The 20611-nt window shown below is 50.4% G+C and carries 14 protein-coding genes; 10 read left to right on the top strand and 4 right to left on the bottom strand.

Annotated elements, in window-relative coordinates; translation table 11 throughout:
• Positions 1–46: 46 nt before the first annotated feature.
• Positions 47–1075: a LacI family DNA-binding transcriptional regulator gene (locus ACYVH9_RS25595; RefSeq protein ID WP_460639274.1), complete on the bottom strand. Its 1029-nt coding sequence runs from the start codon at positions 1073–1075 to the stop codon at positions 47–49.
• Between the two features lie 421 nt (positions 1076–1496).
• Between ACYVH9_RS25595 and ACYVH9_RS25590 the strand changes: the two genes are divergently transcribed.
• The 9 genes from ACYVH9_RS25590 to ACYVH9_RS25550 all read left to right on the top strand — a co-directional run bounded on the left by ACYVH9_RS25590 (position 1497) and on the right by ACYVH9_RS25550 (position 15346).
• A complete protein-coding gene (locus tag ACYVH9_RS25590; protein ID WP_460639273.1) occupies positions 1497–3059 on the top strand; it encodes a sodium:solute symporter family protein in 1563 nt (520 codons plus the stop codon).
• 207 nt (positions 3060–3266) lie between these two features.
• A complete protein-coding gene (locus ACYVH9_RS25585; RefSeq protein ID WP_460639272.1) occupies positions 3267–4793 on the top strand; it encodes a glycoside hydrolase family 28 protein in 1527 nt (508 codons plus the stop codon).
• A complete protein-coding gene (locus ACYVH9_RS25580; protein ID WP_460639271.1) occupies positions 4780–6213 on the top strand; it encodes a glycoside hydrolase family 28 protein in 1434 nt (477 codons plus the stop codon). The genes ACYVH9_RS25585 and ACYVH9_RS25580 overlap by 14 nt, the downstream gene beginning before the upstream one ends.
• Before the next feature lie 23 nt (positions 6214–6236).
• Positions 6237–7706 (top strand): hypothetical protein, encoded by a 1470-nt coding sequence (locus tag ACYVH9_RS25575; RefSeq protein ID WP_460639270.1) that lies wholly within the window; start codon positions 6237–6239, stop codon positions 7704–7706.
• 169 nt (positions 7707–7875) lie between these two features.
• A complete protein-coding gene (locus ACYVH9_RS25570) occupies positions 7876–11052 on the top strand; it encodes a SusC/RagA family TonB-linked outer membrane protein (RefSeq protein WP_460639269.1) in 3177 nt (1058 codons plus the stop codon).
• Between the two features lie 9 nt (positions 11053–11061).
• Entirely contained in the window at positions 11062–12546 is a 1485-nt protein-coding gene (locus ACYVH9_RS25565; RefSeq protein ID WP_460639268.1) for a SusD/RagB family nutrient-binding outer membrane lipoprotein, read from the top strand.
• A 24-nt stretch (positions 12547–12570) separates the two neighbouring features.
• On the top strand, positions 12571–13410 hold the full coding sequence (locus tag ACYVH9_RS25560) for a glycerophosphodiester phosphodiesterase (RefSeq protein WP_460639267.1): 840 nt from the start codon (positions 12571–12573) through the stop codon (positions 13408–13410).
• Between the two features lie 50 nt (positions 13411–13460).
• Positions 13461–14999: an alkaline phosphatase family protein gene (locus ACYVH9_RS25555; RefSeq protein ID WP_460639266.1), complete on the top strand. Its 1539-nt coding sequence runs from the start codon at positions 13461–13463 to the stop codon at positions 14997–14999.
• A gap of 119 nt (positions 15000–15118) precedes the next feature.
• On the top strand, positions 15119–15346 hold the full coding sequence (locus ACYVH9_RS25550; RefSeq protein WP_460639265.1) for a hypothetical protein: 228 nt from the start codon (positions 15119–15121) through the stop codon (positions 15344–15346).
• A 5-nt stretch (positions 15347–15351) separates the two neighbouring features.
• Here ACYVH9_RS25550 and ACYVH9_RS25545 read toward each other — a convergent pair whose 3' ends face one another.
• The 3 genes from ACYVH9_RS25545 to ACYVH9_RS25535 form a co-directional block, all read right to left on the bottom strand.
• Positions 15352–16146 (bottom strand): SDR family oxidoreductase, encoded by a 795-nt coding sequence (locus ACYVH9_RS25545; protein WP_460639264.1) that lies wholly within the window; start codon positions 16144–16146, stop codon positions 15352–15354.
• Positions 16147–16233: 87 nt separating this feature from the next.
• Positions 16234–16812, bottom strand: a complete 579-nt coding sequence (locus ACYVH9_RS25540; RefSeq protein ID WP_460639263.1) for a TetR/AcrR family transcriptional regulator — start codon at positions 16810–16812, stop codon at positions 16234–16236.
• Positions 16813–17210: 398 nt separating this feature from the next.
• On the bottom strand, positions 17211–17711 hold the full coding sequence (locus ACYVH9_RS25535; protein WP_460639262.1) for a hypothetical protein: 501 nt from the start codon (positions 17709–17711) through the stop codon (positions 17211–17213).
• A gap of 240 nt (positions 17712–17951) precedes the next feature.
• Here ACYVH9_RS25535 and ACYVH9_RS25530 point away from each other — a divergent pair, with 240 nt between their 5' ends.
• Entirely contained in the window at positions 17952–20576 is a 2625-nt protein-coding gene (locus ACYVH9_RS25530) for a hypothetical protein (RefSeq protein ID WP_460639261.1), read from the top strand.
• The last annotated feature ends 35 nt before the right edge of the window (positions 20577–20611 follow it).

Here is a 20611-nt window from a genome sequence, read left to right as displayed (position 1 = left end):
GAAATGTAAACGTTTACATTTATAACAAAAAAACACCTCGTATTGGCTACTTTTTTTGTTTGTAACCGCACGAGCTTCGAACGATCAGATCGGTTTTTAAAACGATACTAACACAAGGGCGATCGGGATCAGCAATTCGCTGATGGAGTAACTCGATGGTGATTCGTCCGATTTCGAAACCCGATTGCCGAACCGCGGTCAGGGGTGGATTGAGCGACATAGCCCAGTACATGTCATCGAAACCAACGATGGCGATTTCCTCCGGAATTTTCAGTCCACGACTGTGAATGGTTTCCAAAGCCCCCAGCGTCAGCAGGTTGTTCGACGTAAAGATTGCACTCGGCGGAACCGGCAAATCCAGCAACTGGGCCGTTAATTCCACCCCACTTTGATGGTCCGAATTGCGGCCGACAATAAGCTCGTTGTCAATCGCTATTCCATACTTGGTAAGGGCAGCCTGGTAGCCCGCAATCCGTTCCGTGGTGGTAGGAATAAAAGCGTTACCAGCTATATGGGCGATCTTACGGTGCCCAACGTTGATCAAGTGTTCAACTGCATCAAACGCGCCCTGAAAGTTATCAACCTTCACCACATCCAGGTCCGTATTGGCCAAGCCTCGATCAATACACACGACGGCGTACCCCTCGTCTACTAATTCTTTCACGTACGCTTGCATTCCCGGAAACGGTGCCACAATGAATGCATCGACAGACTCGGATTTGAGTATTTCAATGTAAAATTTCTGCCGCTCCTCATCCTGCGAAAAGTTGCCAATCACAATCGCAAAATTCTTCGCGTAAGCGTACTGTTCAATCCCCCTGATAATATCCACGTAAAACGGGTTCTGAATATCCGGAATCAGCAAACCAATCAGCTTACTGGCTCCGTGAGTCGCCCGGAGTCGTTGGGCCACCCTATTCGGCCGGTAGCCTAGCTGCTTGATCACCTTTTGCACCCGCAATTCAGTTTCTCCCTTTACGACGGTTTTTGAGTTGATTACCCGCGAAACCGTAGCCGTGGATACACCCGCCTTGTCCGCCACCTCTTTGAGACTTACGCCTTTCTGAACTGCCATCTAAAATAAAAATGTAAACGATTGCAACAATATTACGCGATCGGTTTCAAACATAAAAAGAAAACCGCAGTCTTTGACCAATTTTAGAGAAATCTTCACTAAATCGTTCAATTACCTATTGCTTTTTTTACAAATTTAGACAAAAAATTTTGATTTCAATGTAAACGATTACATTTTTGCAACAGATACAGATCACAGCGTGTCATGACACTAACAATAAATCCGGACCAACCAGGCTGATTATCAATCACCTTTCTTTTCACAGCATTTTTTGCCTGGCAGTAAACAATGCGTTCCCGGCTAATTGTTTCAACTCGTTCTTAATCCATCTTCAATTTAAAGCAACAACCGGAAATAACTAATAGTCAATAGCCTATACCCGAATTCCTTATTCCTAAACCTTATTTCTTCTTACTCCCTGATGCGTCCATCACTTTCTGTACTGGATTATTGTATTATTCTGACTTTTCTCATTGGTACACTTGGCTTCGGCTTCTATTTTGCAAAGGCTCAGAAAACGACCCAGACGTATTTTCTGGCGAAAGGCAAAATTCCTTCCTGGGCACTGGGAATGTCACTGCTGGCGACGCTGATCAGCAGTGTCACATTTCTCGCCTATCCCGGCACAGGCTATTCATCAAACTGGATTTTACTCGTCCAGGGCTTGATGGTCCCGGTGGTGCTGCTAGCGACTATCTGGTTTATTGTACCGCTGTTCAGGAAAGTAATCAACCTGAGTACGTACGAGTATTTTGAACGAAGGTTTGGGGTAGTTGCCCGCTACTACAGTTCGATCGCTTTTGTGCTTAGACAATTTTCCGGCATGGGGACGGTTTTGTTTTTGCTGGCCATCTCGTTGCAAAAGATGTTGACCATCAACACCATGCTGATCATCATCCTGGTAGGCGCGATCATTATTCTGGTCAACTTGCTTGGCGGAATCGAGGCCGTAATCTGGCTGGACGTCTTTCAGGGATTTATGCTTTTTGCGAGCGGGATCATCTGCATCAGCGTGCTCCTGTTTTCCGTCAAAGGCGGTCCCGCGGAGATTTGGCGGGTGGCTTCTGAAAACGGGCGAACCGGCTTTGGTCCGTATGAGTGGAGTCTGACCAATTTAACGTTTATCGTGATGGCTATCAACGGGATGTTCTATGCCATTCAAAAATATGCCACTGATCAAACCGTTGTGCAACGATATTTAACGGCTAAAACCGACAAATCGGCCATTAATGCTTCCCTCCTGGGCATCCTGCTCACGGTCCCGGTCTGGACGCTTTTTATGTTTATCGGTACTGCACTTTTTGTTTTCTATAAACAAAACCCGTTGCCTCCCAATACCCGCGCCGATGCGGTTTTTCCTTATTTTATCATGACCCAACTGCCGGTCGGCGTGGTTGGATTGATTTTATCGGCCATGATTTCTGCGGCCATTTGTAGCCTGAGTGCAGACCTTAACTCGCTGGCAGCCGTGGGTGTGGAAGATTATTACAAAAAATTTAACCCCGGAAAAACGGATAAGCACTACCTCCTTACCTCCAAACTGATCGTTGTCCTGTCCGGGCTCATTTCAATCGCAATTGGAATGCTTTATATCAATGCTGGCGATGAAGGTGTACTCGGCATCGTATTTACCCTCTATGCTATTTTCTCGGGGGGCATTGTAGGAATCTTTCTGCTGGGCTTATTCAGCGAACGGGCCAATAGTCAGGGAATTAACATCGCCATCGTAACCTGTATTGTCTTCACGGGTTACGCTTTCCTGACCTCTACCCCAATCGGCCTGGGTGCCGACAAAAAACTGCTCCTGGACCTGGGTGCCTGGAATTTTTCCCATCATAAGCTCATGCTCGGTGTTTACAGTCACCTGCTCGTCATGGGTGTAGGGTACGTAGCCAGCCTGCCTTTTCCAAAACCCGTGCTCGACAGAACCTTATTGTACAAAGGTTGGCGAGAAGCGAACAGCACTGTGACGTCCTATACCTGATGGCTGCTTTTTGAGCTAATAAGAATAGGCAACCGGAATTCCGCGCATTTAATGAAAAGACAAGGGTCACGAATCGGTGCGACCAAAGGTCGGATTGGCGGGATAAACCGTAGTGAAGCGCACTGAGCATAAAATAGTTACACAATTCGGTCTTCTGCGCAGTACTTTTTGCAGGAATTGCCGTAATGCTTACTAAAATCGGATTCCGTGAAAAACGTTGAGAGAAGAGAATTTGTCAAAATAGGTCTGGCCGGAACTGGCGCGCTCCTGATGGGAATCAACCACAGTCCGGCGGAAGCAAAATCAGTCGTTGTAACGAAAAAGAGCAACATCCTCGACTACGGCGCCGTGGGCGACGGCAAACAACTCAACACGGCGGCCATCCAGAAAGCCATTGACGCCTGTTTCCGGAACGGCGGTGGTCAGGTGAACGTTCCGGCGGGAACGTTTCTAACCGGGTCGGTCGTACTTAAAACGGGCGTGCATTTGCACCTGGAACAAGGGGCGGTTTTGCTCGCCAGCCCGCAGTTTAAAGACTTTCCCAAGCGCACCGTCCGGACACCTGTGCGCTACCAGCGTGACCTCATGCGTTGCCTGATTTACGCGCAGGGAGAAAAAGACATCAGCGTAACCGGGCCGGGTATCCTGGACGGAAACGCCCGGCTGGATGGCAGCGGAGAATTCAAGGAGAAAAACCCGGAAAATCCGCTCCTGATCTGGTTCGACGAATGCGAGAACGTCCTGATCAAAGACGTAGCTTTTCGCCATTCGGTCTGGTGGACGCAGGCGTATACGCGCTGTCACCACGTGCACGTGGATCACATTACCGTCACGGAAAACTACTTCCACAACGCCGATGGCGTCGACATCATCGACACCGATGACTTCGTGGTGGAAAACTGCGACATCAACAGCAACGACGACGGAATCTGCCTGAAAAGCTACACTCCGCCGGGCTGCAACCGGGGCACCATCCGCAAAAACAAGGTCCGCAGCCTGTGCAATGCCATCAAAATGGGCACCGACTCCTCGGGCGGTTTTCGGAATATCCTGATTGAAGACAACGAAATCTGGCAAACCGTCATCTCCGGGCTGGCGCTGCAAATTGTCGACGGCGGAACGATGGAAAACATCACCGTGCGCCGGATTACCATGAACGGCATCGGGACTCCTTTCCACCTGTGTCTGGGCAACCGAAATCGGAAAATGCCGAACTCCCGCTCGATTCAGAACGGGATTATGCGCCAAATCCGAATCAGCGACATCAAAGCCATCGTCCATCAAGCCGAACGGTATAACGACGAAGAACGGAAACGGCACAATTACCCCGTGCATACGTCGTCGATCTGCGGGGTGCCGGGCAATTACATCCAGGAGGTAACGATTGAAAACGTCGACATTGAGATTCGGGGCGGTTTTCCGCCGGCGACGGCCGACGACACCCTTCGCCAGATCCCCGAAGTAGGCAACAAATACCCCGAAAACCGGATGTACGGCACCTTACCTGCGTACGGTTTTTACCTGCGTCACGTCAAAGGAATTCATTTGAATAACATTTCGGTGTCCATCCTGCAGGCAGACGGACGCCCGGCTTTTTTGCTCGATGACGTGCACGATTCGGAATTTGATGAAATCGCCGTCGAAAGCCGTACGCCAACGGCCGTGTTTGCCATGCAGCAAAATTGCAGTGGTGTTTCCCTCCACCAAACGATCCTAAACCATGATAAGTCCTAAGTTTCTGAGCCGTTACCCCCTTACTCCGCCGGCCGATCCCCAAAAGGACCTGAATATCCTTCGGTTCGGTGCGGTGGGCGACGGCCAGCGCATGAACACGGCAGCGCTTCAGCGGGCCATTGATACCTGTTCCAAAAATGGCGGTGGCCGACTGGTCGTGCCTAAAGGCAACTTCCTGACCGGTACATTCTTTTTGAAAAGCAACGTGCATCTGTACCTCGAAGAAGGCGGGGTTATTCTCGGAAGCCCTTACCTGAAAGACTATCCTCCGGTGTATAGCATCACGGACCAACAGCGTAAGAACCCTTTTCAAACGCTCGTTTGCGCTCTGAATCAGTCCACCGTACTGATTTCGGGTCCCGGAACCATCAACGGAAATGCGCAGGTCAACAGCACGGGCGAGTTTCGGGATACGGGCAACAATGATTTGCGACCGTGTCTGTTTCGGTTCGAAAACTGTTCAGACGTTACGATCAGGGAAATTACGTACCGGCAATCGCTGATGTGGACCGCCATTTTTTCCCACTGTCAGCACGTGTGGATTGACAACGTAAAAATCAACGAAAATTATTTTTACAACGCTGACGGCCTGGACATCATCGACTGCGTGGATTTTCTGGTGGAAAACTGCGATATCAACACCGACGACGATGGCATCTGCCTGAAAAGCTCCACGCGGGGGTGCCTGCGTGGGGTGATCCGCAATAACAAAGTGCGCAGCCTGTGCAACGCCATTAAAATGGGTACCGGTTCGGCGGGCGGTTTTCAGAGCATCCTGATTGAAAACAACGAAATCTGGCAAACCGTCATCTCCGGGCTGGCCCTGCAGATTGTCGACGGGGGAGTTATGGACGATATTGTGGTCCGGAAGCTGGTCATGAACGGGGTTGGAACCCCCATCACAATCCGGCTGGGCAACCGGCGAAAAACCGCAACAGGTCAAATGGGCACCCTGCGCAACGTTCATATTCAGGACATTACGGCGACGGTTTCGAAAGCAATCAAGTACAATGAAGCCGAGGAGAAACACCATCCTTACCTGCCCTATACCTCATCGATTTGCGGTATCCCGGGGCATTACATCGAAAATGTGACCATTGAAAACATGGCCATCACCTTGGGCGACGGTTTTCCGGTCGGAACGGCGGAGGACGCCCTGCGGGACATTCCGGAAGTGGCCGAGAAATACCCCGAAAACCGGATGTTCGGCTTGTTACCGGCGTACGGTTTTTACATCCGGCACGCCCGGAACATCACATTGAGAAACATCCACGTTTCCACCAACCAGGAAGACGGTCGCCCGGCGTTTGTACTGGACGATGTGCACACCGCCCAATTCACCGATCTGAAAACTACCAGTCCTAAAACCACGCAACTTCTGTCGGTAAAACCCGGTTGCAGCCAGATTGCCCTCCGGTAAACCGTAAAACCCACCCCTTCCGCATGAAAACCGTTTCCTTGCTTTACCTCGCAGCCTTTTTTGCGTCAACTGGCTGCCTGGCCCAAAAGAAAGATTATCTGTATTACGTCAAAACCCACTGCGACAACCTGATTGACAAGGGGAAAGATCAGTACGGCAAGCAAACTTCACAGATGCTGGCGTCGGTGATCGATACCCGTGACATGAGCATTCCGAAAGACAATGTAACGCCCACGGAAGGAACCCGCCCCTCGGATCGGGCGGTGGGTGGCAGCAATTTCTACCACGATGTTGAACTGGTCAAAGTCTTCAACGAACTGACGGCGGTTACCGGAAATCAGCGGTACAAAACTGCGCTCAATCAGTATGCGCGCGATTTTTTGACGTACGGTCAGAACCCACTCACCGGTTTGCTGGGCTGGGGTGAGCATATTTACTATAATTTTTACGCTGACACGGTGATGGAGGGCTCCGACCCGCTCGGCAAGTACAAGTCCCACGAGTTTCTGGAAAGTACCCCACCCTGGGCGTTTCTCTGGGAAATTGATTCGGCGGCAACCCGCAGAGCCATTGCCGGTGTTCGGTACCATTTTCGGTCGGGCGTAACGCAGAGCTTTTTGTATAACCGGCACGCCAGGTGGCATAAAGCCGACAAAGCCGAGTACCGGGGTCTGGAGCAATACCAGGACGGCGGGCAAGCCTGGATAAAGCATTCAGGGCTTCAGTGTTATTCCTTTACCTTTTTATACGGAAAGACCGGTCATCCGGAATGGAAGCGGTGGAGCGAAGGTACCGGGAATCTGTTTTGGAAATTCCGAAACCCCGAAACCAACCTAACCATCTCCTGCGTCGACGACCCTCGCTCCTCGGGCGTAAATGCATCGCTGCCGGGGGCCTCCCTCCTGGCTTATTACTTGCTCAAGTCGTCGCAGCATCATCCGGATTTTCGGCACATGCGGGAAAAAGCGGAAACCCTGTTGAAAGCCATCGACCACCATTCGTGGGATGAACGGCGGAAGGGATATTGCAGCGAGATTGCGTTGGATGGCACGGTTGCCGACTCCACCCTGATTCCAGTGATTACCACGGGCTACGGGGCCGCCGACATTTCGCTGGTTGGCCGCATTGCGGCTTATTTTTACAAAGTAACCGGCGACCCGGCCTATCGGGAAATGGTCAGAAAAGCCGCTACGCGGGTGGCGGCTCAGCCCTGGCCGGATACGTTTGTCATGAACAGCCTGGCCAGTGCGCTGCAATTTTCCCTGGACGCAGCCGAAGTACTGAATGACAAAACGATGCTACAACACGCCCGGAAACTGGGCGACATTGGCATCCGAAACGTATGGAGCGGTAAGCTGTTTGTGCGCCAACCCCAGGATCCGTTCTACGAATCAAAGCTGGGAGCGAACGAATTCGTTGCCGGCCTGTTGCGGCTGCACCTGATCGAGACGAAGAACCCCGCCCGCGCTTCACTCCTGAACTGGTCGCTATAACCGTTCCTGTGCATTCCTAAGCTGTGGGGTTGCCATACGCGGCATAATGAGCCGTTGGAGAGGGCCCCTGAGCATTCAGCAATCAATTAATAATTTGAAAATATTCTCGTTACACTAGCACAATGTGGCTCCGATACTTTTGTGGCTTTTAAACCATAAAGTAACTGGAATGCAACAATTGTTTACTTTTCCTAAATGGCGCAGCCTGACAATCTTTTTCCTGCTTCTGCTGAGTGGATTTAGTATGCTGGCGCAGTCAACCTCCCTGCGCGGCACGGTCACGGACGAAAAAGGACAGCCGCTGCCCGGCGTCAACGTCCTGATAAAAGGTACATTGACAGGCGCCGTTTCCGATGCTTCGGGCCAGTATTCCCTAACCTCACCCAAGCCACTTAACCCGACTGACCGGCTGATCTTTAGCTTTGTGGGCTTCAAGTCGGTGGAAACGAACATCGGTGCCAGCGGAGTCATAAATCAGCAGCTTTTGCCCGCCGACCAGGTGCTGAACGAGGTAGTCGTGACGGCCCTGGGGATTAAGCGGGAAGAAAAATCACTGGGCTACGCGGCCCAGAGCCTCGGCGAACAGGTCGTGAAAGACGCAAAAACCACCAACTGGGTCAATTCGCTATCGGGCAAAGTGGCCGGTTTGAATATTCAGGGAACCGGAGCGGGTCCGATGGGTTCGGCCCGGATTACGCTGCGGGGCGAATCGTCGCTGAATCTGGATAACAACCAGGCGCTGATTGTGGTCGATGGCGTACCGGTCAGCAGCCGGATCACGGGAACGGGGTACAATTCCCACCTCTCCGCCGACAGCCCAGTGGACTACGGTTCGAGCTTATCCGACCTGAACCCCGACGATATCGAAAACGTAACCGTCCTGAAAGGACCCGGTGCAACCGCCCTCTACGGAAGCAGGGCAGCCGGGGGAGCCCTGATTATCACCACCAAGTCCGGGGCCCGCAAGGATCGCGGCATCGGGGTGACCATTAATTCCAACGTTAGCATCGAACAGGTCAACCGCTGGCCCGACTACCAGTTTGAATACGGCGAAGGACGCACCAGCGAGTACTTTTCTTACCTGGACAGCCCCGACGGACCCAACACGGCCACGACCGTTGCCGCGGGCCGGGCCTGGGGCCCCAAGTTTGCCGGTCAGTCATATTATCAATACAATCCAGCCTCTCCGGACGGCAAACCCACGGAGCGCACCCCCTGGGTTCCGTACAAGGATTACATTTCCGGCTTCTTCCAGACGGGCATTACCTACTCCAACAGCCTGTCGCTGGAAGGGGGCAACGAAAACGGGTCCGCGCGCTTGTCGGTTACCCACATGAAGAACAAATGGATTATCCCGAACACGGGTTTCGAGCGAATCAACGCGGCCCTGTCGGTAAACCAGAAACTATCGGATCGGCTGAAATTGACCGGGAAAGTGAACTACGCCAACAAGCAGAGCGATAACCTCCCGGCTGCCGGTTACAACAATCAGACGCTGATGTATTTTTTGATTCTGGGCACCGCGCCGAACATTCGGCCAGAGTGGTTCAAGCCGTACTGGGTACCTGGTCTGGAGCAGGTGCAGCAGCGGGCGCCGTTCAACCCAACGCCGGATAACCCGTATCTGGGCATGTACGAGATGCTGAACAAGATGAACAAAAATGGGGTCATCGGTAATCTTTCGGCAACCTACCGAATTTCCGACGAGCTGGACTTGCTCGTGCGCTCGGGGATGGACATGGCCTTTGAATTCCGGTCGCAGCAACGCCCTTTCTCCATGACCCGCTATCCCCGGGGGATGTACCGTGAACAGAACGTGTTCAGCTACGAGTCTAACACGGACGTGCTGCTCAGTTACAAGAAAGACCTGACCCCGCTGTTTCACCTGAATGCTTCGGCGGGAGCAAACGCCATGCGGCAAACCTACGATTTTGCGGGTATGTACGCCGATCAGTTGGCCCAACCCGGTATTTACCAGATTTCCAACAGCTTAGATCAGGCCGTGGCTGACCCGCTGAAAACCCGTAAGGCGATCAATAGCGTGTATGCCGCTGCGCAGCTTTCCTGGGATGAAAAAATCTTCGTGGATGTCACGGGTCGCAACGACTGGTCGAGCACGCTGCCCTACGGCAATAATTCTTTTTTCTACCCCTCGGTCAGCACCAGTTTCTTGCTGAACGAATTGGTCCAGCTGCCCCAGGCCATTTCGTTCGCCAAGCTACGGGCTTCCTGGGCGCAGGTGGGCAACGACACGCGTCCGTACCAGACGGCCCGGTATTACGACAAGATTTACGGCAACAGCTTTACCAATTCGTCCACGCTGTTCAACGCCAATCTGAAGCCGGAAATTACGTCGAGCTACGAATTTGGGCTGGATGTACGGGTGCTGAACAATCGTCTGGGGCTGGATGCGGCCTACTACAACAACCGCAGCCGCAACCAGATTCTGGCCATCCCGCTGGACCCGGTTTCGGGATACGCCAACGCGCTGATCAACGCCGGTCTGATCAACAGCCGGGGTCTGGAAATCAAGCTGACCGGCAAGCCCGTTATCCGGAAGTCATTTAGCTGGAACACCACCCTGCTTTGGTCGCGGAACCGCAGCTACGTCCGGGAACTGGCCGAAGGGCTGACCAACCAGGTTATTTACAACCACAACACCAACGTCTCGATCGAAGCCCGCGTAGGTGGATTGATGGGCGATATGTATGGTCGGGGTTTCCAACGCGCCCCGGACGGCCAGATTATTTATTCGTCGGTCGGTCTGCCCGCCCCGCTCGATCCCGAAAACAAAAAATGGGGCAATGCTTTTGCCGACTGGAAAGCCAGCTTATCAAACGAGTTTACCTTCCAGAAAGTCCGCCTTAGCATCCTGCTCGACGGTCAGAAAGGCGGCAGCATGTATTCGCAGACCAACCACAAAAACAATACCCTGGGGAAAACCAAAGTTACGCTACCCGGTCGCGACGAGGGAATCATTGGGCAGGGCGTCGTTAAGCAGCCCGACGGTTCGTTCAAACCCAACACGGTGCGGGTTCCGGCCAGCTCGTACTACGATAATTATTACCAGATTGCCAACGCCGAGACGAATATTTTTGACGCTTCCTTCCTCAAAATTCGGGAGGTTCGGCTGGAGTTTAACCTGCCGGCCAATCTGCTTCGGAAGCTGGCCGTTCGGCAAACGAGCCTGGCCTTTTACGGACGCGACCTGTTCAACTTCACCAAGTTTCCGGGCTTCGATCCTGAAGGAGGCAACCTGAACGGTAGCACCCTGACGCCGGGGGTTGAACTGGCGCAGTTTCCGTCGGCCCGCGTCATGGGCTTGAACCTAACCTTAAAATTGTAATTTCTACGTATGAAACTCCACCATACAATACGTCTCATCGGTTTGCTGGTATTGGGCTCGCTAACGGCCTGCACCGATGGATTTGAGGACCTAAATACCGACCCCAACCGACCCAAAGAAATTACGCCGGGGGTCATGCTGGGCCAGTTGCAATACCGGATCGTGAACAGCACCATCAGTGCGTCCCGGAATTTCACCCACGAACTAATGCAGGTCGACGCCCCCCGCGCCAGTGCGGGCGGGGGCGGGCTGCACCGCTACGTCGTGAATCCCGGCGCGGGGGTCTGGAACAATTTCTATGGCTACCTGACTGATATTGAGGATATTTACAAAATTGCCGACCGGCTCGGAGAGAATAATTACAAAGCCATTGCTTTGGTGTACAAAAGCTGGGCCTATTCCATCCTGACCGATTTATACGGGGATGTGCCCTACTCGCAGGCGATTCAGGCGGAAAGCGGTGTTTTCAAGCCTAGCTTTGATAAGCAGAAGGATATTTACGTGCAGGTGTTGAAGGATCTGGAAACGGCCAACAAACTCTTCGACGAGACGAAGGCGCTGACCTACGCCGGGGACATGGTTTTTAATGCCAACGCGGTTTCGGGTGGCAAAAACCCGGGCTTGCTGAAGTGGAAAAAGTTTGCCAACTCTCTGCGGTTGCGGCTCTTGCTGCGGCTGTCCAAACGGGATGGCGAACTGCCCATCCGGGAGCAGATTACGGCGCTGCTGAACGATCCGACGGGCCAGCCGCTGATGAGCAGTACGGCGGATGATGCTATTTTCCGGTATCCGGGGACATTTCCGTACTACAATCCCTATTACAACGCCCGGCAGGTGGATTGGCGGGATGGCAACTACTTCACGAAGTTTTTCCTGGATAAGCTCAATGCCAATAATGACCCGCGCCGTACGGCCTGGTGTTCGCCGGTTGTCGTGAACGGAACCAACCAGTTTGTCGGGATCGAAAGCGGCTACCCAACCAACCTGGAATATGCCGTTGGCCGTAATTCGAGTTATGCTGACGCCCTGAAAACGCTGCCCCAACTGGGGGTAATGATGCCCTATGCGGAAGTTGAATTCATGAAAGCGGAGCTGGCCCTTAAGGGCTTTCCAACGGGTAAATCGGTCCAGGCGCACTACGAAGCGGGTATTGCCGCGTCGATGACCCAGTGGGGCGTCACCCTGCCGCAAGGCTTTTTGCAACAACCGGGGATTGCCTATAACGCCACGGCCCCGGTCGAGAAGCAGTTGGAGCAGGTGATGTTGCAGAAATATTACGCCTACTTCTTCGTCGATTATCAGGCCTGGTTTGAAAAACGCCGGACGGGCTACCCGGTGCTGCCCCGGGGCGCTGGCATTCCCGCCGAAAACACATTCCCAGTCCGCGTTCCGTACCCGACTTACCTGCAATCGCTTAACCCCGAAGGGCTGGCCACGGCCGTTAAAGCCATGGGCGGAGACGATAGCAACATCCGCGTCTGGTGGGACCGGTAGGTTCTTTATTCATTCCCTACAGCTATGAATACGCTACGAATTCCCTTATATACATTGCTCTTGAGCTGTCTGACGGCAGTTGCATTTAGCCAGCCGGGAGCGGTTAAGCTGCCCGAGCGCGGGCTGTGCGCCCACCGCGGTTGCATAGATACGCACCCCGAAAATACGCTGCCCGCTTTCCGCCGGGCCATTGAGCTGGGGGCCCAGATGATTGAATTTGATGTGCAATTGACCAAAGACGGTCAGCTGGTGATTATGCACGACGAAACCGTGGACCGCACCACCAACGGCCACGGCAAGGTTTCGGAACTGACCCTGGGGGAACTGCGTCAACTGGATGCGGGGGTGCGGAAAGACGCCCAATTCGCGGGAACCCGCATTCCTACCTTCGAAGAAACCCTAGCGATCATGCCCCGAAACGTCTGGCTCAACTGCCACCTGAAAGGCGACGAGGCAGTGGGCAAAGCTGCGGCCGCCCAGCTGGTCCGGTCGGGGCGGTTGCACCAGGCATTTCTGGCTTGCGGGGAAGTCGCTGCGGCTGGTGCCCGGCAGGTTGCTCCAACTGTATTGATCTGTAATTCAGAGAATCGCTACCGGAAAGATACCCGAAAGTATGCCGACGCAACGGTGGCGATGCGGGCCAATTTTATTCAGCTGCTAAGGGCCGATGGCGAAGATCGTACCGAGGTATTGGCCCTGCTGCGCAAAAACGGGATTCGCATTAATTATTTCTACGCCATGCAGCCCGACGAGTTGCCGCAACTGTTTCAGTCCGGCGTTGATTTCGTGCTAGTGAATAATCTGGTCGATTTTCAAGACACGGCTAAACGGTTGGATATTAGTCCAGTTAAGCCGTTGTTTTAACGCTCATTTACGCTTTAAACTCTTGAACCGCAACGGTTCAGATACATACGATGAAAACATTTCCAATTCGGACTTTGCTGTTTGGGCTGTCCGTCTGGCTTCCGCTGGGCTTGCAGGCTCAACCCAAAAGCGGCCCCGACGAGCTGCGCACGCTGGTGGTTATTTTTGATGGTCTTCGGTCCGACTACATCCGGCCGGAAACCATGCCGAATCTGTATGCCTTTCAAAAATTGGGCGTGCACGCGCAACAACATCACAGCGTTTTCCCGACAGTAACCCGGGTGAATACGTCCTCCTACTCCACGGGGAGTTATCCGAAGACCCACGGTATTTTGGGTAACTCGGTCTACTTTCCCGAAGTCAGTGCCAACAAAGCCTTAAATACGGGTGATTACGAGGATCTGTACAAAATTGATCAGGCGACAAAAGGAGCACTGCAAACCACGGTTTCACTGGGCGAGTATTTGCAAACTGCCGGAAAACGGATGATGGTGTTTAGCTCGGGAACGACCGGACAGGCCTTCCTGCAAAACCGCAAACTCGGTGGTGGGGCCATTATCAATCCGGGCTTAATTCTGCCCGAATCCATAAGAGATAGTGTTCAGGCCGCGATCGGCGCGGCTCCGGCTTACGCCACGCCCAATACCGCCCGCCACGTTTGGGTCACTAATGCCCTGCTGCGCTACGGGCTGGTCGCCAACGGTCCCCAGGTCAACTCCATCTGGTATTCGGACCCGGATGGAACCGCGCACGCCAAAGGAGTCGGCGACTCGCTCACCATGCAGGCCATTCGGGGTGTCGATCAGCAGTTTGGCCGTGTTTTGGATTCGCTGAAAGCCAGAAATTTAGTCAAGCAGTTTAACATCATTGTCACCACGGATCACGGATTCGTCACGCACGCCGGAAAGATCAGTTTTTCGGAGCTGCTCATCCAGAAAGGGTTGAAGGCGAGCAAAGAAAGTGAGGATGTCGTTCTGGCAGACGGCGCGATTTACGTAAAGAACCATGACCCCTCCCTGATTCAGAAAATTGTATCTACGCTCCAGGCGGAATCGTGGGTGGGGGCTATTTTTACGAAAGGGGTCAAAGCGGGTGATTTGACGGGTTCAATTCCCGGGACGCTGTCCTTTGAGTCAGTTCATTGGCAACACTTCCAACGGGCCGCTGACATTCTGGTGGATGTCAACTGGAACGACGAGAAAAACAGCGCTGGGTATGCGGGGAAAAGCTTTGCCAGGGGTGTTGCCGGGCACGGTAGCCTGAGTCCCTACGAAGTGCAGATCAGCCTGTTTGCCGCCGGACCTTCATTTAAAAAAGGAACGACCAGCCAACTTCCCAGTTCCATCATTGACATTGCTCCGACGGTGTTGCACCTGCACGGCCTGGCTATACCCAAAAGCATGGATGGGCGAGTCCTGTCGGAGTTGCTTATGGTAGCTCCCCAAAAACCATCATTCAAGCCTAAAACGGAACGCATTGAAACCACCACCTCCTACGGCGGTGGCACTTATACCCTTGTCTTACATCGCACTGCAATGGGCCCTTACCAGTATATCGATTACGCCCAGGTAAGCCGCTCTGTCCAGTAAATTTTACAAATGCTCGGGCCTGGCCCGAGCATTTACTTTAGTAACTATTTCCCCTCGCCAGCATTTGCCCTGGCCGGATTGATACGCTCTACAACGAGCACGCGCGCAGCTACATGCCCATGCAATCCGTTCATAAAGGCATGATTTATCCGCCGGAATCCGTAGCCATTCTGTTGTACGCTGAACATTCCAAACGGGAAGTTTTTGTGGGTTCGCAGGCCAAGCAGTTTGCCGTGGTGGGTACGGTGGTTCCGCAGCTGGTGGATAAGATCATGGATGTCTGGATGTGCATCCAATCAAAAAATCATCTTATTGACCCTTGTGAGCTTGTCAAGATTATGAATTAATTGGTTTATACAACCGGCATATTACCTCCATCGACCACATAGTTTGCCCCCGTGATATACGAAGCTTTCGGCGAAACCAGGAAATAAACCAACTCAGCAGTTTCTTCAGGCTCTGCCATTCTTCCCAAAGGTACACCTCCTACCCGTGCCAGAAGGTTTTGGGTCATTGTTTCAGGACTGATGCCTGCTCCTTCGGCCAAACTATTTATAAAACTAGCCATTGCCTGGGTCTTGTTTAATCCTGGCGAAACGGTGATCACTCTAATTCCCTGAGCAGCAACTTCACTGGCTAGTGTCTTGCTATAGGCGTTCAAAGCTGCCTTTGCTGCACTATAAGCCATTGTTGATTCCCAAATTGGAAACAGACCACTGGTGGAAGAAACGTGAATAATGACACCGCTTTTCTGCGCCAGCATCATAGGCAAGAAAGCGCGGTCCAGTCGCACAGAGGCCAGCAGGTTTACTTGCAAAACTTCTTCCCAGTGTTCATCGGTCAGTACCCGAAACCCTCCAGCCGGAGCTGTGTTGGCCCCCATGTTATTGATCAGAATATCCACTCCGCCAAATCGTTCCGTAACCTCCCGGACCACTTTTGCCACCTCTTTGGGTTTTGAAAGATCGGCTGGCACAAAATGGTGCTTCATGCTCGGAGATTCTGGGTTGTGTCTAGCCACGATAATGACGACGGCGCCAGCTTCCGCTAATCGATTGGCGATGGCTTTTCCTATCCCTTTGGTGCCGCCCGTAACAAGTGCGATCTTTCCCCCAAGATTTTCGTCGACTAATTGCTTATTTTCCATCACTATTTTTTATGTAACGATTGTTTCAAAATTGATTGTTACTTTTGCTAATTCTGAAACACATGTTTCAGAATTAGCAAAAAAAATTTATTGACTAATGTGGGTTATCATGAATTGGGCCAGCCTCGAAATTTTTACGGGGTCTCTGTATAGGATGTACAGTTCATACCATCCTGTGTAAGTACTGATCATGTAATCTGCAAGCAGCGTAGGATCTGTGTCTTTTGCCATTTCACCTTTTTCCACAGCCTCTTTGATCAGCGAGCTCAGAAAAGACTGGGAAAAATCGTTATCGGCTTTTAGGATAGACTTAATGAGGTCATCTTTGGGCGAAACTTCAAAAGCCGTCTTGATTGCCAAACAGCCGTTAGCTCCCTGTATGACTGCGGCAACGACTTCATTAATAAAGTTTGTCAACGCTGCCAGCGGTGAAGCCGAGCTTTCGGCATGCTTTTGCAGCAATTTTCTTCTCTTCGTGGTATAATGATTCAAACAATGCACAAATAATTCGTGCTTGTCGCCAATCGTGTTATACAAACTGCTACTGTTGATGCCCATTGCATCCGTAAGATCTCGCATAGAAGCTCCGTTGTAGCCTTTTTCCCAAAAGACGTGGGTTGCTCTTTCAATTGCTTCCTGCTGATCAAATTCGACTGTTCTAGCCATGGTCTGATAATCTTGGTACAAAGATAGCATTTTCTGAAACGTTTGTTTCAGAAAATGCTATCTTTTTTTATTTGTCTGGTCAATGGGTTATGATGCCTCAATCTGCTGTTCATCATATCAATCCGGCTTGTTGTCTGTAAACACCCGCTCACGAAACGAAAGTGATTTAACTTGAATTGAAGTAATCAGTGTGAACGCAGGCAGATAAGATTTACCTGGATTCGGATAGAAAGTTTCGCCCTCACCCCCTCAGTGGGGAGCAAATTAACTTGTACTGGAAGCAAAATAATTAGGGAGACAGCACTCAAGCCAAGCTGTTTTCTATAGGGCCGATTCAACCTGACTAAAGCAGGCAAAAAGAGGGAGTTCGTATTACTCCCTCTTTTTGCCTGCTTTAGTCAGGCGTTCTTGCTTTTTCCTCCTTTGTTAGACCTTAATTTACGGGGATAGAGTTTTACCCATAACAGCGTGGCGAGGATACTGTTAATAATCATGCAAAGGTGGGTTAGAAACTCAGTCGTTCCCTTATCGAAAGGGGATGTTTTCGAGATTATATAGGCTTCACACAACATCAAGGCAATTAAAAAAACCAGAGCGAAGAGGCAAATCGTATCGATGCGTTTGCGGTGCCTTCGCGCGAGGGTAAGCCAGTCTCGATGGTATAAATCAGCAGTAAAGCCCAATAAAAATTGTGACCCTGCTAGCAGGTAGGGTTGAAAAACGGCCATCAAAGATGGGTGCGATCTAGTAATTAGATAGTGCTGAGAATCGGTAATTATATCAGGATAAGCTGAAACAGGCCCGAAAATAAGTAGACCAGCCTCAAAGCCTAATGTTGAGTGAGCGGCCTGGATGGCCAGGCAGACCGCAATAGCGGGTAGGACTTGCTTAGATTCCATATGGGTTTAGTTTATTTGTTGACCATTGAGAAGGACAAAAATACCAAATCCAAAACTTTTCATAGCGGAATATTAATATTATTTGTAAATTTTATTCAATTAATTCAATAAGTGTCTGGCTGACACAAGTGAATTTAAACATGTATTCAATTGAACTGATAGAAGATTCAATTGAACATATTGCAGAGTTCAATTGAATCTTTTAAATTGTGTATTGAATCCCTTGCACTCTTCTATCTAATGTCTTCAAAAAAGAGCGATTACTCTAAAACAAGCAGCTCATCGGACCCTAAATCAGGAAGAAACCGTAGCAAAGAATCAAAAGAACTTGAACGCCATTTCATCGAAATAATTGAAAAACTAGGGCGTGAGAAGAATGACAGCCTTGACAAATTGGATCTAAAATTAGGCCAGATCATTTCATTCGCCTTATTACAGCAGTTACGATTTCCTGATACCATAGGCCGTGATATGAGTGATGAATCGCGCGTGAAGCATTACAAAATAGCCCTACCGCTACTCCAAAATCTACTGGCAGATAAACCTAATAACCTTGATTCCGATCCGCCTACTGCTACGATACCGTTGACTTCCGGCCAGGAGGTTGCTCCTGAATCAGGGGTAACCCCGAAAACTAAGTTAAATGATAATCGAGGAGAAGAAACGAAGCGGTTAGGTTCTCAATATGAGGACCTGCTCGAAAGCTTACTCCAGAAGCAAAAGTTAAGCCCTGAAAAAATTGCTAAAAAATTAACGGATTTAGGTATTTCAATCTCGGACACTACGCTACTAAGGATTAAAAATTATGATACAACAGGAAGCGACATGTCAGATAGAACCCGCTTGAAATGGCTTAATCGTTTACTACCTCTACTTCATGGATTCGTAGACAACAAATCCGTACGCCTAGGTATCCAAGCCCTTGTTCAAAAGGAAGTTACTGAGATTCATACCTTTCAGGTATCCTATTGGGATTGGCGTAGTGAGCACGGCAAGGGGGATGTTAAAACTGGTCGATTAAAACTGCCATTTCCATTTGAGTCTGATGTGGCCACCCTTGAACTACCGGATAATGCCGACGAATTTACCGGCGAGGTATGGGTAAAATCGTACGGAAATAACAACTACGATCTGAGTGCGCGGTTCTACAACAGTAACAATCCCGATATACTGGTAACGTTTCACATCGATAACAAGGAAAAAATGGATTTACTGGTGGGCGCATTTATGAGCTTTGACAGCAATAACCATAGGCCCATGCACGGCATGTTTTACCTCCAATGGGTCAATTGTAAACCCATCGATGCCAAAGTAGTTGGACGAAAAGCCTTTGAACTTACTGCGATAGATCCCAAGGTTCGGTTGAGCTTATTTCGGCAAACTCATGTACTAAAGTTTAAAAATCAATCTCCCTTACCAAATTATGTTCACGCAACCCTCAAAACGCTGCAGGAAGACCTACTGGGCTATACATTTATAGGTTATTTTATCAATACGAAATATTTGCGTCTGGAAAACTTTCTATTCAGCTTCGACCAGAATGGTCAGGTGCAGATTCGATACCATGGCGTCAGTCAACCCCAAATAGGCCTCTACCGACTTTTTTTTGACAGGATGATTTGGCTTGGTTTGGATTACGATTTTAAGTCCCGCTTGTACCGTTACCGTATGAACTTTCAGCGGCACAAACAAACGGAATGGTATTTGGGTAATATCGGCGGCTCGGATAAAAAAGGTATTCACCAATTTATGAGCAGGGTGGCTATTTTACGGACCAAAAAGGATTGGAATACAACCCCCGTAGAGGTACCTATTGAATTTACCGATCAAGAACGCCCATTGCTTAATGCACTGTACAAGCGGCTACCCATCGTGAAAGAATATCTTTCGGGCGAACTACCATCTGAAATTCCCATGAACGAACTACTATCAGAAACCCCTTATTTGCTGCGTAAAGCGGGCTTATTAACCGAGCCCATTGTACCCGAAGTCGAAACGGCTCGTAATTTCGACGGCGTTAAGGGTAAATTTCTGCTGTATTCACTCTCCCGTAATGCTGGGCTGGAAGACGATGATGATACCTTTGAGATTGTAGAAATGCCGTTAAAAATTGAATCTAATGGCTCCCTGGAATTGAAAGGCAACCAACGTACTTATTTCGGGCAAGCGACTTGGGCCGAGAACAAATTAGTACTTCAATTTAACCAGCGGAAGGATGATGACAGCACTTTCCGGGAACCTGCATTTACAACCTGTTACATAAAAATCACTCCGCTTAATGAGCGAATTACAAAATATTCTGTTGGCACCTCAATCCGTTTTTTAAATACGATGCCCGAAGCCCGGACTGAACTACTTGTCCAGCTTACATCGGAGCCAGATGGAGAACAGACCGAATCGTATAAAACCTATACTTTTTTTACAGAAAAATGGCTCACATTATCCGATAAGGAGGAAGATGGCTCAACTAAAGACTACATCATGAACTATTTTGCGGGCCGCGCAAATAGAATGATCGTCCCCCATGATAGCGGTCATAAAAAACCAACCAAACGGCAGGACTTTTTCCGCCTATTATTTGGTCATGCAGCTAAAGACTGTATGAGAGAGAACCAGGCACAGCAATTTTTTCGCTATTTCTACCAAGCTGTTTGTCACGGGCTTAATCGCGGCATTAAACATTCTGCACCGTTGGACAAGGCACAGAAAGCAGAAATGAAACTGTACGAAACGCTTTGCAATCATTTTAGAAAAGTATATCCAAATCGAAAAGAATGGGGAGGGGCCTTGGAACGAAAAGCGGAGACACTACACCTTTATTTGCATCCTACTGATTCGTCAAACCCTCCAGAAAAAGTGCTTTAGCGGTTATTCATTGTTAATGTTGCCCTCCGATCAAC

This window comes from Larkinella harenae, from assembly GCF_054780515.1.
Note: the sequence above shows the minus strand (reverse complement) of the source record. Positions and strands in the feature narration are given on the sequence as shown.

Excerpts from the sequence above, each read along its gene's own strand:
- ACYVH9_RS25595 (WP_460639274.1), bottom strand. The coding sequence starts at position 1,075 with ATGGCAGTTCAGAAAGGCGTAAGTCTCAAAGAGGTGGCGGACAAGGCG.
- ACYVH9_RS25575 (WP_460639270.1), top strand. The coding sequence starts at position 6,237 with ATGAAAACCGTTTCCTTGCTTTACCTCGCAGCCTTTTTTGCGTCAACT.
- ACYVH9_RS25545 (WP_460639264.1), bottom strand. The coding sequence starts at position 16,146 with ATGGAAAATAAGCAATTAGTCGACGAAAATCTTGGGGGAAAGATCGCA.
- ACYVH9_RS25580 (WP_460639271.1), top strand. The coding sequence starts at position 4,780 with ATGATAAGTCCTAAGTTTCTGAGCCGTTACCCCCTTACTCCGCCGGCC.
- ACYVH9_RS25540 (WP_460639263.1), bottom strand. The coding sequence starts at position 16,812 with ATGGCTAGAACAGTCGAATTTGATCAGCAGGAAGCAATTGAAAGAGCA.
- ACYVH9_RS25565 (WP_460639268.1), top strand. The coding sequence starts at position 11,062 with ATGAAACTCCACCATACAATACGTCTCATCGGTTTGCTGGTATTGGGC.
- ACYVH9_RS25550 (WP_460639265.1), top strand. The coding sequence starts at position 15,119 with ATGCAATCCGTTCATAAAGGCATGATTTATCCGCCGGAATCCGTAGCC.
- ACYVH9_RS25535 (WP_460639262.1), bottom strand. The coding sequence starts at position 17,711 with ATGGAATCTAAGCAAGTCCTACCCGCTATTGCGGTCTGCCTGGCCATC.
- ACYVH9_RS25530 (WP_460639261.1), top strand. The coding sequence starts at position 17,952 with ATGTCTTCAAAAAAGAGCGATTACTCTAAAACAAGCAGCTCATCGGAC.
- ACYVH9_RS25555 (WP_460639266.1), top strand. The coding sequence starts at position 13,461 with ATGAAAACATTTCCAATTCGGACTTTGCTGTTTGGGCTGTCCGTCTGG.
- ACYVH9_RS25590 (WP_460639273.1), top strand. The coding sequence starts at position 1,497 with ATGCGTCCATCACTTTCTGTACTGGATTATTGTATTATTCTGACTTTT.
- ACYVH9_RS25560 (WP_460639267.1), top strand. The coding sequence starts at position 12,571 with ATGAATACGCTACGAATTCCCTTATATACATTGCTCTTGAGCTGTCTG.
- ACYVH9_RS25570 (WP_460639269.1), top strand. The coding sequence starts at position 7,876 with ATGCAACAATTGTTTACTTTTCCTAAATGGCGCAGCCTGACAATCTTT.